Source organism: Anaerocolumna chitinilytica (assembly GCF_014218355.1).
GTDB classification, from domain to species: domain Bacteria; phylum Bacillota; class Clostridia; order Lachnospirales; family Lachnospiraceae; genus Anaerocolumna; species Anaerocolumna chitinilytica.
Map to the genome: position 1 here is coordinate 1,888,008 of NZ_AP023368.1, position 16,784 is coordinate 1,904,791.

A 16,784-nucleotide genomic window follows, 5' to 3' on the forward strand; every position below is an offset into this window, starting at 1 on the left:
TTCCGTCATGGATTACCTGATTTCAGCTCTTTGGAGCTTTTGCTTTTCTGAATTCCAGAGGGGTGCAGCCAATTAATTCTTTAAAACATCGATTAAATGTCCGGATAGATGAAAACCCGCACATATATGCAATCTTTAATATTGGCGCATCTATAACCTGCAAAAAAGATTGTGCATACTGCAGTCTGATTTTGGTTATCAGATCTGGCAAGGAAGTATCAAAGTTTGAAAGAAGTTCCGTATGTATTGTCTCAGGAGAAAGGAATAGTGCCTGTGATATAGATAGTACATCCAAAGGCTCAGCGTAATGCTCAAAGAGATACAGTAATATTTTCCAGGAAGTATTAAGTGTTCTATACATTCCATCGTCCGGAATATGTGATTTTCGATATTCATCCGGCGTCATTTTTTTAATTTCCTTAAACTTGCGAAAAAAGGAAGAGGTGTTCTTGTAACCAACATATTTTCCGATATAACTGCTAGATAGCTCATCAAACTGAAACATACTGCAAGCATAACGAATTCGCGTTCTGTGTAAGTTCTCCGATAGATTTTCACCGGTTAAAAGATAAAAATAATTGTTGATTTTGTTAGGACTCATAGAAAACTCGGTTGCCAGACTCTTTGCTGAGATATCATTGCTAAAGTTCATATGCATATATTGCATAAGTTTCCAGGTTATACTATGCTCATAACATTCATGAGCCGAAATACTTCCTGCAATATTGCGGCTGAACATTAAAATAATCTTAATAATTATGCTTAGCCCAATCATTGTATTTAAAAAAGTATCGGTATTCAGTTCTTCAATTATTTCTTCAAAATTCTGTTGTATTTTCTTTTTTTCTTTATCCGTAAATTTAGCTACTACATTTCCATATGCGAGAGAGTAGGATATATGTTTTTCGATAATACGGGATATGGATGAATACAAGAGTAATCCTAAGGATACTTTACCTTGATATACGGTTAAACTTTTACTGATAAGTTTAATAGCATGTACATGATATGGCATTAACATAACCAAATCACCTGCAGAGATGTTATTTAACTCATTATTTACAAAAAGCTTTGCTTCACCGTTTACAACATAGAGTAGTTCAACATCATCATGAAAGTGTGTTCCTTGGTTTTCTTTAAAAATAACTTCATTCACTTTTATATCGTATTGTACAGGATCATTTTCTAAATATTTCGCATGGGAATAACCCAGGTAATTGTATGAATTAATCTCGTTCATAACCAAGCTCCTTTGTGTGGAATTTGATACAAAAAACCTTAAATATGGCTATAATATTCATAGTAACATATGCCGATTTGGCGAGCAATGTGAATTATAAATGTTAAAATAGAAACAAAGTCATATTAAGTCAGATTTACATTTAATAAGTATAAATCTGTCAGAATATGTAATAAAGGAGCGTGGTATGTTGCTTTTTCATGCTATTTTATTTATTTAGTAAGCAGAGGCTTTTTTTAGGTCTCTTATTTTTTTATTAAAAACTAGAGAGTGAGGAAAAAGAAATGAAAAGAAGAAGCAGTATTATGGTCAAGATAGTTGGAGGATTTCTGGGTATTACAGTAACGGCTGCAGTAGTATTAATACTCATACTGTCAAAAATCCACTCCATTACGCTTACAGCAAGTAGTATTAATAATACTTATCTGCCCTTGTATGAGAATACAAATCAGGTGATAGAAAACTCCTTGGCGGAAGTGGCAGCATTGAGAGGATATGTGATAACAGAAGATGAATCTTTTATTACCCACTTTCAGGAGCTGACAGTGAAGTCGGATGCTCTTTTTGATAAAATACTTCATAATTCTGTTTTGGAGTCGGAAAAGAAGTTAGGAGAAGAATCCCAAAAATTAGAAAATGATTATGTCAAAATAGCAACTAGCAGCCTCATTCCGGCAGTAAAGGAAGGAAAAGACGGTGAAGTACTTGATATTATGAAAAATCAGATGGTTCCCGCTGCGAAAGCTTTAAGTGATAAATTGGATGAATATCAAGCTTATCGGGAAAATCAAATGTCTGAATTGCTAAACTCCTCTTCCTTGGCAGCAGCGATGATGGAGAAGATAGTAATAGCATCAATTATAGTATTTCTTATTGTAGCAATAATTCTTAGTTTTCTGATTTCAGGAATGATTATTAAACCTATTAGAAGAATGCAGAAAGAATTGTTGGAAGCTGAGAAAAACAATGATTTAACCTGTCAAATCATTGTGAAAAGCAATGATGAAATCGGTGCCATGGCAGATGCTCTGAATCTTTTTATAGAAAAGATTAGAAATTCTTTTCATAGGGTATCAGACAGTGCATTCTTAGTAAATGATTCGGTTTATTCAGTAAATACTAGTATAAATCGTTTAAATGAATATATGGAAGATATATCTGCAATAACGGAAGAATTGTCATCTGGAATGGAAGAAACATCAGCCTCTACAGAAGAAGTGACTGCTACCGTTGAAGAGATTAATTCAGCAGTACAAAATGTTTCGCAAAAGGCACAGTATGGTGCAGTCACGGTAGAAGACATTAATAACCGGGCATTAACCCTTAAGAGTGATTTTGAAAAGGCACAGCAGGAAGCTTATAACATTCGCACTCGAGTACAGGTTAAATTGGAAAAATCATTGGAAGAAGCAAAGTCAGTTATACAAATTAACGAGCTGGCGAATGGGATTCTTGGCATAGCAAGTCAAACAAACCTGCTTGCTCTTAATGCATCGATTGAGGCAGCACGGGCAGGCGATGCAGGCAAAGGATTCGCTGTAGTTGCAGGAGAAATAGGTAAATTAGCGGATGAATCTACCAGAATTGTAAGTCAGATGCAGCAGATTAATCAGCAGGTATTAAGCGCAGTTGGCAATTTATCCGAACATGCAAAGGAGTTGATGCAGTTTGTCTCGGTAAATGTAGTCGAGGATTATCAAAAAATACTTTCAGCAACGAATGAATATACCAATGATGCAAATAAAGTGGATGATATTGTTACAGACTTAAGTTCAACATCACAGGAGCTATTGGCATCGATACAAAATATTACTACAGCAATAACCGAAGTTGCAACGGCTACAACGGAAGGGGCCCAGGGAACTGCCAATATTGCCGGAAGGGCCGGTGAATCAGCCTTAGAATCGAGTAAAACAGTTGTTGAAACAGGAAAAGTTAAAGATGCTGTGGAAGAGTTAATTGGAGCTGTAAAGCTTTTTAGAATATAAAGAAAGTAAAAGAAAAATCAGATGATTAAATGGTAAGAGCCTTAAAATGTCAATGATCATACAATTTTAAGGCTCTTTCTATATAATTAGGGATCAAATACAAGCAATGGATGACTTGCGGCAGGTCACTTACCGGGGAAGTTAAATCGGTATTAAAGGAAGAATTAATTGAATATGAGTTCCTTCCTTAGTGGAACTTATAATATTTATGGAATAATTATCTCCATAAAATAAACGGATACGTCTTTTTATATTGTTTAGACCAATACTTGTTCGGTCAGAGGCTGATTTTTCAAGCGTTATTTCAGAATTAAAAGCATTTATAACCTCTTCGGGCATTCCTTTGCCATTATCCATGATGTCAATGATTAATCTTGTGCAGTTGTCTGTACTAAGTCTTACGATAACATCACCATTTTTTGAAATATCGTCGAGCCCATGTAAAACAGCATTTTCAACAAGTGGTTGTAATAGAAGGGGCAAAATCTGATATTCGCTGGGGGAAAAATGTTCTGGTATTTCAATGGTATAATCAATACGTTCTTCAAATCGAAGTTTTTGAATCTGTAAATAAACATCAATGTAATCTAATTCTTTATCCAGAGTAGTAGAAAAGGTTTCTGCATTTTCCAGCACATAACGGAGGGATTTACCCAACAGCAGGATGGCACTGGATACATTCTGGTTATTTTCTTCAATGGCCAGCATTCGGATTGTTTCCAATGTATTATATATAAAGTGAGGATTTATCTGACTTGTTAAAATTTTAAACTCCATTTGCTGCTGCTGATTTAACATTTCTTTTTCAAGCAACTGTGCTTCGTACATTTTAGCTTCTTTATCTTTTAAATCCAGCACCATATGCTGTAAATCAGTAAAAGTCTCTGATAATTCATCATCTCCTCGAAGGGAATCTATCATATTAAAGTCTCCCTTGCTGGCATTTTTCATAGCCAGTCTTAAGGTTAAAATACGGGAACTGAAAAAATTAGTATAAAAAACAATGCCCATTAAAGGAATAATAACAGAGAGGAGGGTTATAGCTGCACACAAAATAACAATATTAACAAATTTATTATTGGCAGCAAAATCAATGGTCGTAACATAAAGTATATCCTTTGACTGGTAGACGGGCAGGGAGGATATATAGCCAAAGACAGTCTTATCTTTATAATGTATCAAGCCATTATAGAGGAAATAGCGCGAATTATAGTTAATCGGAACGGACTGGTCCTTTTCTTGCATGGAACGTGTAGTACTGAAAAATATTGGCTCCTTGTTAAGGGATATAGCTGTGTATAAAGAATTATTCTGGATTTTGTTTTTTAAAAAATTATTGCTGACAGTAATCACTAAAATGGCAGAATAATCAGTCTTTACCAAAGGGATAGAGCGAACCAATAATAATTCTGAGGAAGGATTACCAATAGTCCTGTTAAAAAAATTATAACCCCAGGAACTGCCGGAAGGAACGGATACCTTGGAGAATAATTTATCTATTATTTCCGGAGTCGCAGTCTTAATATATTTACCCTCAACAAGAGTAGGATTTGTGGTATAAACAGTTATTGAAGTCATGGAAGTAGTTGTATCCATATAATCCTGAAAGCGGTCATAATCAGCTATTGCAGCTGAAGCATCTTTGGGGTTGGCATAATGTGTTGTTAGGATCTTATGAAGTGTTTTATCATCTATCAGATCAGAGGACACATTAAAGAGATTTATAACACAATCAACGATGATAGACTTTACACGAATATTATCAGACTCCAGCTGAGAGCTGGTTTGTTGGTACAAAGCTTTTACAAAGTAGGAAGTTAAGGCAATACCGATAAATGAAACGGGTATAATAATTAATGGAATTAATATAAAATACATTTGTTTTCTGACTTTAATCTGTAGTACAGTATTTGGTTTTTTAGGTAGAATCATATATACTCCTGTTACAAGATGTTAACCTATAGGTCTTTTTTTCGGTATTCCGCCGGGGTTAATCCGGTATTCTTTTTGAATTTCATATAAAAATAGTCTGTATTCTGATAACCAACTTTTTCTGCAATTTCATAGATTTTCAGAGATTTTTGTTTCAATAATTCTTTGGAACTCTCTATTCTTATTTTGTCGACATAGGAGTTGAAACTTTCTCCAATCTTCAAATTAAAAATTTTACCCAGGTAGGAACTGTTATACCCAAAAAGAGAAGCTATATTTTCCAATCTTATATTTTCCATATAATTGTGCTGGATATAATAAAGGATATCATCAATAACACTGTCTCTGGAAAAATTACCAATACAGTTCATAACAACTTCAAACTGCTCTGTAAAAAATAAAAATATTTCATACAGATAATTTTTGGTCTGAATAAAATCTATAATCTGTGCATTTGTAGGTATGGTCAATTTTTTTGCCGAATAAAGGTTATTTAGTTTATCTTTTATTTCTATAAATAAATCTGTTAAAAATAACTTTATATCATGAATACTGTCTTGTGAATTGTACAATTTTATCTCCAGATTATGAAGCGTATCAGCGACGGCTTTACGATTAAAGGACTGGATATAAGCAACCAGTCTGGCACAATAATCTAATAACAGCTCATGGGTCATATAATACGCATTGCTATTGTTTTCAGGGAGCTGCTCATAACCGATAGTATGCTGATCTATTTCACAAAAAAAACGACGTTGTAACAGAGAAAAGGAGTCTTTATAGGAAATATGGATATCCTTAGGGGACGTTACTGTTCGTCCATAAGTTATAAATAAAGAATCCAAGGGAGAACCTTTTTGTGGCTTCAATTCTCTTTCAAAATGTTTTAAAAATTCCTTGAATTTCAGAATTGCAAATTCACCTTTCAGTATAATTACTTCATTATTACCGGCATTAACACTATGAAAGGAACTGTTATCCTGATTCGTTACTTTCAATAATTCGGAAAAATGATAAGTGATATCTGCAATATTACGGCTGTATTTTTCATAAATCAATACCTGGTAAATATTTGCGTTCAGGTGCAAGTCATCAAAATTGATGTTTGATAAATCAGCAGTGCCCTGGAGCAAATCCAGTAATATTGTATTTTCAGCTTTTTCCTTATAATGATTGATTGTTAAGCGATGAGCAGATTCCTCCTTGATTTGATCAGAGAGTGAGGATAAAGCTGCTTTCAGTTCATTTACATCAATAGGTTTTGTTAAATAATACTTTACATCATACCGGATTGCTTCCTGAGCATACTTAAAATCAGAATACCCACTTAAGATTATAACTTTTCCTTTGTATTTATTTGAACGTGCATTGTTTAAAACTTCTAATCCGTCCATTCCGGGCATTTTTATATCTAATAATACAATATCTGGTTTCGTTTTATTTATTTCAGCAAGGGTTTCAACTCCATTGGATGCTTCCCCAATTATATTAAACCCCAGCATCTCCCAATCTATAATCTTTTTTAAGCCTCTTCTTATAATAGCTTCGTCATCAGCGATTAAAACTGTATACATAACTTATCACATCTGCCTTTCTTATAGTAGAAGTATCGTATTCTATTATCGTTAAATTTCTGCCATCGAACTGTTAATACGTTTGTGATTGATCAGCTTACACAAAAACAGTAGAGATATGATCAAAAGCAACGCCAGTCTTAGGACAAGTATATGTTATGTATAACATTTTTGTAAAACAATAAGTTTTACTATAGATAATATGTATACAATATGGCCTGTTATAGTGTAATTATTGTTAGTATTTAATAATAGCAGTAATCCTTCATTATTTCCACCTTAAAATTCCTACCTAAATCCTTTGAATTTTAGTGAATTTAGAAATTTAGTATGAATTTTTAAAGAAAAAAGCTAGGATGTTTGGGGTAGAACGAAATCTAGCAGGATGATAAAATCAACGTAAATCAAAAACATAGACATCAATCCTATCAGACGGGTTATAGTGGCTGATAGTGATGTTTATGAGAGGAGGAAAGAAATAGATGTCAGTATCAGCATCAAAAAACGTCAAAAATGGCCGTTCAAAGCGTGGGAAGCAATTATTTTTATTAACTCTTCCTTTTCTCGTATTAGTATTTGCATTTTCCTACTTTCCATTACATGGTTGGATATATGCTTTTTATGATTATAAGGCACCTTTAAAGTTATTTCAAACTGATTTTGTAGGTCTGAAATGGTTTAAGTTATTATTTGCAAATAAAATGCAGCTTCAACAATTGGGGCAGGTAATGCAAAATACTTTTGCCATGAGCACAATTGGGATAGCAACCTCCTTTTTACCGGTTTTGTTTGCCGTATTTCTCAATGAAATCAAGTGTACTCCCTTTAAGAAAATTGTACAGACTTTAACAACCATACCCAATTTTATCAGCTGGGTTCTTGTTTATTCAATAGCTTTTAATTTGTTATCCAATACGGGCCTCGTAAATACACTTTTACAGGAATGGGGAATCACAGATAGTGTTATTGATTTTCTGAGCAGTGATAAACATACTTATTTAGCTATGTGGCTATGGGGTACCTGGAAAGGGCTTGGATGGGGAGCAATTATGTACCTGGCAGCTATTGCAGGTATTGATCAGGAATTATATGAGGCAGCAAAGGTTGATGGTGCAAACCGCTTTAAACTAATGAAATATATAACCATTCCTGAGTTGATGCCTACTTATTTTGTTTTACTTATGCTTAGTGTGGCTAATTTTATCAATAACGGTATGGATCAATATTATGTTTTTCAGAATGCCTTTAATAAAGAACATATACAGGTTTTGGATTTGTATGTCTATAACATCGGTATGTCCGGAAGCAGTTTGTCATTGGCTACCGCCATTAGCATGATGAAAAGTATCGTCAGCGTCACATTGCTGGTTTTTATAAATTATGTATCGAAAAAAACCAGAGGACAGTCAATTATCTAAAAGTTATTGGTGTTAGATAAGAGACATCCTGATTTTAGGTGTGCACTGAAGCACAGATGGGAGCTTATAATGAGAATTCGAAAAAAAATAAAGAATAATACAGGGCAGGATATTGCATTTAGCATTTTTAATTATACTTTTTTTGCTTTGTTTACCCTGGTATGTTTCTATCCGTTTTATTATCTTATAATTAATACAATAAGTGCAAATGATTTAAGTGCAAATGGCTTTATTCGTTTTCTGCCAAAGAATATACATTTTGAAAATTATATTCAGGTCCTAAAGCTGGAAGGCCTCTCAAGAGCAGCATTAATCTCCGTAGGCAGGACATTAATTGGAACTACCTGTACCGTAATGAGCTCTGCTTTTCTTGGCTATTTATTCTCTCAGGAAGATATGTGGAAAAGAAAATTATGGTACCGTCTTCTGGTAGTAACCATGTATTTTAATGCCGGGCTGATACCTATGTATCTTACGATGAAAAATCTTCATTTAACAAATAGCTTCTGGGTATATATCATTCCGGCAATTGTACAGCCTTTTAATATCATTCTGGTTAAGACTTACATAGAATCAACACCTGCATCTTTGCAGGAGGCAGCGGAAATTGACGGAGCCGGAATATTAACCGTATTTTTCCGGATTATATTCCCTATCTCAAAACCAATCCTTGCAACAATTACCATTTTTTCTGCAGTAGGACAATGGAATTCTTTTGGGGATACTTTGATTTATATAACAAACCAGAAGCTCTATTCCTTGCAGTATTTGCTATATGTATATATTAACCAGGCTAATTCTTTAGCGCAGCTGGTTAAGACGAGCACCAGCGGAGGTGTTAATGTACAGTCCTTAATAACACAACAGACGCCGACCTCTATTAGAATGACGGTTTCAATCATAGTAGTTCTGCCAATATTATTTATTTACCCAATATTCCAACGGTATTTTATTAAGGGAATTATGATGGGTTCTGTAAAAGGATAATAAAATTTATTTTATTATAAAACTTATAATGTATAGGAGGAAAAAAATGAGGAAAAGAATTATTAGTGTACTATTGTGTCTTGGTATGGTGATATCCCTGTTATCCGGATGCTCGGGGAGCAAAGAGGGAACCAACCAGGTAAAAACGAATACGGATACCGACACAGCTCAAGAGAATTCCAGTGCCGGTGATGGAAGTAAAAAATATAAGGATTTCATTACTGTAGATGTATTTGATTCCCTTGCAAATTATCAAGGAATTCAAACAGGGTGGTTTGGGAAAATTGTAAAAGACAAATTTAATATGGAATTAAATATCATTTCTCCCAATGTAGCAGGTGGTGGTGAAACATTGTATCAGACACGCAGTGCCGCCGGAAATCTTGGTGACTTAATTATTTATCCCATGTCGGGAGGAAAACTGCAGGATTTGGTTGATGCGAGATTAATTGTTGATATGACAGATATGATGAGCGGAGAAAAAAATCTGGAGAAATATAAGGAGGCTATCCAATTCTCTAATCAAAATAACAGCACAACAGCCGGTACTTGGGGAATTCCGTCAGAAGTTTCAGTAAATCCGGCCACGAAACCGTTAGGCGGTACTACCTTGAATTTTGGTACTTACTTAAGATGGGATTTATACAAACAGATGGGTTATCCTGAGATGAAAACCATGGAGGATTTGCTTCCTGTAATGAAACAAATGCAGGATATGAATGTTGTAAGTGATTCCGGTAAAAAAGCATATGCTTTTTCATTCTTTAAAGATTGGGATGGTTCATTTATGAACATAGCAACTCAGGTAGCTTCTTATTATGGCTATGCCAATACAGGATTTTTATGGCAAAAAGCAGACGATTCTGCTGAACCGCAGAGTACATTGGATGATGATTCGTTATATATGAGGGGCCTTAAGTTCTTTTACCAGGCAAACCAGATGGGACTTGTAGATCCGGAATCCACAACCCAAAGTTATGATACTGTTTATAATAAATATGTAGATGGTGCTATCTTATGGTCTCCCTGGCCTTGGTTGTCTGCCGGATATAATTCAGACAAACATAAACAGGAAGGTAAGTTATTCGATACCGCTGCAATCAATGATTTTAAATTATATACATGGGGATGTTATGCAAAAGGTAATCCAGGTGTAGCAATGATGATAGGCAGCAAGGCAAAGGATAAAGAAAGGTTAATGGATTTTATTGACTGGTATTATTCACCGGAAGCAATTACCTTAATTACAACAGGAGCAAAGGGAGTTACCTGGGATATGAAGGATAATCAGCCGCAATTAACGGATTTAGGTTATCAGTGCATGACAGATCCAGCCAATACGGATATGCCTCAGGAACAAGGGGGAGGAAAATATAAGGATGGTATGTCACAGTTGAATTATAAAACCATATCTGCAGGTGAAGTTAATCCAGACACAGGATTCCCTTATGATTATAGTTTATGGGATTCCTTTACTCAAAAGAGCCTTTCCGATATTGAAAAAGATTGGCAGACTCATATGAATGCAAAAAATGCAGTTGATTACTTTTCAAAAAACAATCAGATTGTGGTTTCACCTGGCAGCGGTTATTCCACTCCGGCAGAAGCATCTGATATTACTACCATAAGAAATCAGATACAGGAAGTAATAAAGGAATACTCATGGCGTGCAGTATTTGCTAAAGACGATAACGAATATAATAAGTATATCAAAGATATGAAGGAAACTGCATTGGGTCTTGGTTATGATAAGGTATTAGAAGTAGATAAGGCGAATGCAGAAGCACAAAAACAGGCCAGAGCAGCAGTAGTCAAATAAAACTCAAATTTGTTACCGGACTCTTAATCAGTATTCCGGTTAACTAATAGATGGACTTTACAGGATACACCTTTGTGTATCCTGTAAGGTCCATTAAAAGTATAAGGAATTAATCAAAAAATGTGAGGTTATTACATGGCAATTAAATATTATGAAGATGAATGTTTATTTAAACTGGATTCCCCAAGCAGCAGTTATTTAATAAAAATTGCAGATCAAAAATATGCAGGGCATGTTTATTATGGCAGAAAATTAAGGGGACTGGACGCAGCGGAATTATTAAGAATAAAAGAACCTCCTTTTACACCTTCTGTTAATGAACGGGATAAGCTTCCTTTTTTAGATACCTTTTCTTATGAATATCCAACTGGTGGTGTTGGTGATTTTAGGGAAAGTGCTATTGAAATCAGAGATCAGGAAGGATATGAGGCTCTGGAATTATTTTATGATTCTTATAAAATATACGATGGAAAGCCGGGACTTACAGGTTTACCCGCCGTTTTTGCCGAAAAAGATCAATGTACCACCTTAGAACTAAGGCTGAGGGATTCTAATTTAGGGCTTACTGTTACGCTATTCTACTCTGTATTCGAAGAAATAGATGCTATTATAAGAAGTGTGCATGTTCATAATACATCACAGAAGGATATCTATTTAACCAAGGTGTTATCTGCATGTATTGATATGGACAATAAAGATTTTGAACTTGTTACTTTACATGGCTCCTGGGCGAGAGAGAGGCATATTCAGGAGAGCAAAGTATGTCATGGATTTCAGGGAGTCAGTTCAAACAGAGGAGAATCAAGTCATCAGTACCATCCTTTTTTTGCTTTAAAAGAAGGAGGAGCTACCCAGGAGACAGGAGAGGTCTATGGTATGCATTTTGTTTATTCCGGCAATTTTATTGCAAATGTATCCTTAGACCAATTTGAAAGTGTTCGCGCTGTTATGGGAATTCATCCAGATCATTTTTGCTGGAAATTAGAAGCAGGAGAAACCTTTCAAACTCCGGAGGTAGTACTGGTTTATTCTTCGCAGGGACTTGGCGGAATGACCCGTACCTATCATGATTTGTACAAAAATCATTTGATCAGAGGACAATATAAAGATAAACAGAGACCTGTTTTAATTAATAATTGGGAAGCAACTTACTTTGATTTTAATTCTGATAAGCTGATATCCATTGCAAAAGAAGCTTCTGAACTTGGAATAGAAATGCTTGTTATGGACGATGGCTGGTTTGGGAACAGATATGATGATAACCGGGCATTGGGCGACTGGAAAGTAAACGAAGAAAAAATAAACAAAGGTTTAAAAAGTTTAGTAGAGGAAGTAAATAAATTGGGAATGAAATTCGGTATCTGGTTTGAGCCTGAAATGATATCACCGGATTCTGATTTATTCCGTGAACATCCTGACTGGGCAATCGGTATACCGGGACGTACCAGGGGATTATGCAGAAATCAATATGTTCTGGACTTAACAAGAAAAGAAGTATTGGAACACACCTATGAAAGCGTGGCAGGTATACTAAGAAGTGCTAATATTGAGTATGTAAAATGGGATATGAACAGGCAGTTGGCGGATTTGGGAAGTCTGGGACTGCCAAAGGACCGTCAGGGAGAATTAAGCCATCGATATGTTCTTGCGGTTTATGAATTACAGGAACGCCTTTTAAAAGAATTCCCTTATTTATTACTTGAAAATTGCTCCGGCGGCGGAGCCAGATTTGATCCGGGAATGCTGTATTACAGTCCACAGATTTGGTGCTCTGATGATACGGATGCCATTGAACGGCTATTAATACAGGAAGGGACTGCTCTCATATACCCTTTATCCACCATTGGTGCTCATGTATCCGATTGTCCCAATCATACTGTAGGAAGAGTAACTCCTTTTGAAACAAGGGGGTATGTTGCACTTGCCGGTACCTTTGGGTATGAACTGGATGTAACCAAAATACCGGAAGAAGACCGAAAAAAGATACCGGAACAGATTGCCTTGTATAAGAAATACAATGAGTTGATCCGTACCGGTGATTACTACCGCATAGCCTCTTATAGGACAAATCATTTCTATGACTGCTTTCAGGTCGTATCGAAAGAGAAAGATGAAGCCCTGGTAACCTATATACAGGTGTTAAACAGACCCAATTACCATAGCAGAAGAATTTATTTAAAAGGTCTGGATCCGAACAAGAATTATAAAATTGAAGGGGAAGACAGGATATATGGCGGTGATACTCTAATGTTTGCCGGTTTGAATCTGACTAAGATATCGGGAGACTTTAAGGGATTTCTGATTCATTTAACGGCCGTATGAAATAAGAGGAAGGAATAAGAAAATGAAGTATTTATGGAATGAAGGATGGAAATTTACAAAACAGGATATAGGAACCTCTCTTGAAAGAATAAGTCAGGATGATATCCGATGGCAGGAAGTTGATATACCTCATGACTGGCTGATTTATAATACGATGGAGCTATACGAGACCGGCGAAGGCTGGTATAAAAAGAAATTGACGTTAGATGACCTTGGTAAGAAGCATTATTTCCTTTATTTTGAGGGAGTTTATATGGACTCTACCGTATATGTGGGAAATCGTATGGTGGGGGAATGGAAATATGGGTATTCCTCCTTTGAATTTGACATAACGGATTATTTAGAACCAGGTGAAAATGAAATTAAAGTCCGGGTGGTTTATCAGAATCTGAATACCCGTTGGTATTCCGGCGCCGGTATTTACAGAAGTGTCTGGCTGAAGATTACGGAACCGGTACATTTCATTTCAGATGGTATCTATATAACTACCAGTAAGGAAGCAGAGGGCTGGAAGCTTGAGATTGAATCAGAATTAATAGATGAGTCCGGGGTTCACATGAAGGGTATCCTTAAGAATACGGTTCTGGATAAAGCCGGGAACATAGCAGCTGTCTGCCAGGAGGAAATTAATTTAACCAAGGAAGTTACATGCTATCCTCAGGTTTTAATGTTAGACAATCCACTTCTTTGGAATCTTCAAGAACCCAATTTGTATGAATTAAAAACAGAGCTTTTCATTGAGGGAAGCCAGATAGATTCGGTAAGCCAGAACTTTGGATTTCGTACTCTTAGGTTTGACAATGAAGAAGGCTTTTACCTGAATGAGAAGGGGATTAAGCTTCATGGTGTATGTGAACACCATGATTTGGGAGCCTTAGGAGCAGCTGTGAATAAAGCTGCTCTTCGCAGAAAATTTATGATACTAAGGGAAATGGGGGTTAATGCAATAAGGACTTCCCATAACATGCCTGCGGTAGAATTAATGGAGCTGGCGGATGAATTAGGATTTTTAGTAGTCTCAGAAGCTTTTGATATGTGGGAACGGCCGAAGACCGAATATGATTATGCCAGGTTTTTCCTTGCGTGGTGCCATAAGGATGTCGCAAGCTGGATTCGTCGGGATAGAAACCATCCAAGTATTATTATGTGGAGCATTGGAAATGAGATTTATGATACCCATGCCAGTGAAAGAGGGCTTGAAATAACAAAAATGCTTCGAGATCTGGTCCTAAAGCACGACCCCAAGAAAAACGGACAGGTAACTATAGGATCTAACTATATGAAATGGGAGAATGCACAAAAATGTACCGAAGAGCTTCCCATAGCAGGATATAATTATGGTGAAGCCTTATACGATGAGCATCATAAAAAATATCCCCATTGGATTATTTATGGCAGTGAAACTGCCTCAACGATTCAAAGCAGGGGCATCTATCATTTTCCGGCCAGTAATGTACTTGTAACCCATGAAGACGAGCAGTGTTCTTCTTTAGGAAATTGCTCTACCAATTGGGGAGCAAAAAATTCACAAAAAAATATTATAGATGACCGGGATGCAAAATTTTGCCTTGGTCAGTTTATCTGGACCGGTTTTGATTACATTGGAGAACCCACACCTTACTTTACAAAGAATTCTTATTTTGGACAGATAGATACTGCTGGTTTTAAAAAGGATGCCTTTTATATTTATCAGGCAGAGTGGACTGATTATAAGCAGAATCCTATGATACATCTTCTTCCCTATTGGGATTTTAATGAAAGGCAGTTAATCGATATCAGAGTCTATTCTAATGCACCGAAAATAGAACTGTTTTTTAATGATACTTCTTTAGGAGTGTTTTATATAGATCATGAAAAAGGAAAACAACTTAGCGGAGAATGGCAGATTCCCTATCAGCCGGGCACTATTAAAGCCGTAGCCTATGATGAAAATGACCAGGTGATAGCAACGGATATGCAAAGTTCCTTTGAGGATGCAGCAAATATAATTCTGAAACCGGATAAAAGCACACTAAAGGCGGATGGTCTGGATATGGCCTTTGTAGAAATATCCATGACAGATAAGAAGGGAGTTCCGGTCAGGAATGCGGGTAACCGGGTAGAGGTAAAGCTAAGCGGTGCAGGCAGACTTGTAGGCCTTGATAATGGTGACAGCACGGACTACGATTCTTATAAAGGAACCAGCAGAAGATTATTCTCAGGAAAACTGCTTGCTATGATAGCTTCAAAGCAAGAGGCGGGCAGTATTATCTGTGAGGTATCCTCGCCGGGAATGAAAACAGAAGTACTGCGCTTAGATGCTTTGCCCTGCGAAAAGATACCGGGGGTTTCCTCAGTAACCGAGAATATACAATCAGTGGAAGAGAAGGAAATACCTATCAGAAAAATCGAATTGATAAGCAGAGGGGTAAACCATTTGACCAAAGAAACCCCGGAAACCATTGTAGCTGCCAGGATACTTCCGGAAAATGCGACCTATAAAGAGATTGAATGGAAAGCCATGACGGTAAACGGTATTATTTCAAATATAGCCAAGGTCAGGGTAAAGGAAGGGGAAGCTGTTGTTACCGCTATGGGGGACGGTGAGTTTCGACTTTGCTGTATGGCTAAAAACGGAGGCAAAAATCCGCGGGTTATATCGGAATTGGAATTTCAAATAACCGGTTTGGGTGAGGCTTTGATAAATCCGTATCAATTTGTTTCAGCCGGCCTTTACAATTATGGCAACAGAGAATTCCATAGCGGACTCTTAGGGGGTGTCTCAACAGATGATACTTCGAACTATATAGGATTTAAGAATGTGGATTTTGGTGATTATGGATCGGATGAAATTACACTGCCGATTTATCACTTAAGTCATAATTCAACCCGGATTGAGTTCTGGGAGGGAATTCCGGGAGAGAAAGATTCCCATCTGCTTTTGGATACGGTTTATGATAAGGATTTTATTTGGAATACGTATCAGACCGAGACATATAAACTACCAAAACGGCTAAAAGGAATTACTACCTTGTGTATCGGGATTAAGGACAAATTAGATATCCAGGGCTTTACTTTTACTTATTACGAAAAAGCCTATGCCAGACTATACGCCAGAGATTACAATAACATATACGGAGATTGTTTTACAGTTACGAAAGAGGCTATAGAAAAGATAGGAAATAACGTTGCCATTGATTTTAATAATATGGATTTTGGTGAACGGGGAATAAAAAAAGTGGTTATTTGCGGGAAATCCAGAACAGATAAAAATACCATTAATATTAATTTCGAGGGTGATGAATCTGAAGAAAGACAAAGTTTTGAGATTCCATATTCCGTTGATTATGAAGAATATGAGTTTAAGGTAAATAAGGTTACAGGAAAGCAAAAGGTGAGTTTTTTATTTTTACCGGGAAGCAGTTTTGATTTTAAATGGTTCCAGTTTTATCCGGAAGAATAATTATCATAGCAGTATTTGCACTGGTATGGAAATAGGTATATTCTGCTCATGTACTATCTCTA

At 36.2% G+C, this 16,784-nt stretch carries 9 protein-coding genes; 6 read left to right on the plus strand and 3 right to left on the minus strand.

From position 1 onward, the window contains the following. Positions 1-22 precede the first annotated feature (22 nt). Positions 23-1,240 (minus strand): AraC family transcriptional regulator, encoded by a 1,218-nt coding sequence (locus tag bsdcttw_RS08190; protein ID WP_185258890.1) that lies wholly within the window; start codon positions 1,238-1,240, stop codon positions 23-25. 284 nt (positions 1,241-1,524) lie between these two features. Here bsdcttw_RS08190 and bsdcttw_RS08195 point away from each other — a divergent pair, with 284 nt between their 5' ends. Beyond that, on the plus strand, positions 1,525-3,228 hold the full coding sequence (locus bsdcttw_RS08195) for a methyl-accepting chemotaxis protein (RefSeq protein ID WP_185258891.1): 1,704 nt from the start codon (positions 1,525-1,527) through the stop codon (positions 3,226-3,228). 141 nt (positions 3,229-3,369) lie between these two features. Here bsdcttw_RS08195 and bsdcttw_RS08200 read toward each other — a convergent pair whose 3' ends face one another. Further along, the gene (locus bsdcttw_RS08200) at positions 3,370-5,160 is read right to left on the minus strand and encodes a sensor histidine kinase (RefSeq protein ID WP_185258892.1); all 1,791 of its coding nucleotides are present in this window, start codon (positions 5,158-5,160) and stop codon (positions 3,370-3,372) included. A gap of 26 nt (positions 5,161-5,186) precedes the next feature. After that, positions 5,187-6,734: a response regulator transcription factor gene (locus bsdcttw_RS08205; protein WP_185258893.1), complete on the minus strand. Its 1,548-nt coding sequence runs from the start codon at positions 6,732-6,734 to the stop codon at positions 5,187-5,189. Positions 6,735-7,216: 482 nt separating this feature from the next. On the opposite strand from bsdcttw_RS08205, the gene bsdcttw_RS08210 reads away from it, so the two are divergent. The 5 genes from bsdcttw_RS08210 (at position 7,217) to bsdcttw_RS08230 (ending at position 16,722) form a co-directional block, all read left to right on the plus strand. After that, on the plus strand, positions 7,217-8,152 hold the full coding sequence (locus bsdcttw_RS08210) for an ABC transporter permease (protein WP_185258894.1): 936 nt from the start codon (positions 7,217-7,219) through the stop codon (positions 8,150-8,152). 69 nt (positions 8,153-8,221) lie between these two features. Further along, entirely contained in the window at positions 8,222-9,139 is a 918-nt protein-coding gene (locus bsdcttw_RS08215) for a carbohydrate ABC transporter permease (RefSeq protein ID WP_185258895.1), read from the plus strand. Positions 9,140-9,185: 46 nt separating this feature from the next. Beyond that, complete coding sequence (locus tag bsdcttw_RS08220; RefSeq protein WP_185258896.1) at positions 9,186-10,958, plus strand: type 2 periplasmic-binding domain-containing protein; 1,773 nt, start codon at positions 9,186-9,188, stop codon at positions 10,956-10,958. 135 nt (positions 10,959-11,093) lie between these two features. Beyond that, positions 11,094-13,280, plus strand: a complete 2,187-nt coding sequence (locus tag bsdcttw_RS08225; protein WP_185258897.1) for an alpha-galactosidase — start codon at positions 11,094-11,096, stop codon at positions 13,278-13,280. A gap of 22 nt (positions 13,281-13,302) precedes the next feature. Next, positions 13,303-16,722, plus strand: coding sequence for a glycoside hydrolase family 2 TIM barrel-domain containing protein (locus bsdcttw_RS08230; RefSeq protein ID WP_185258898.1), 3,420 nt, complete (start codon positions 13,303-13,305; stop codon positions 16,720-16,722). Positions 16,723-16,784: the final 62 nt, after the last annotated feature.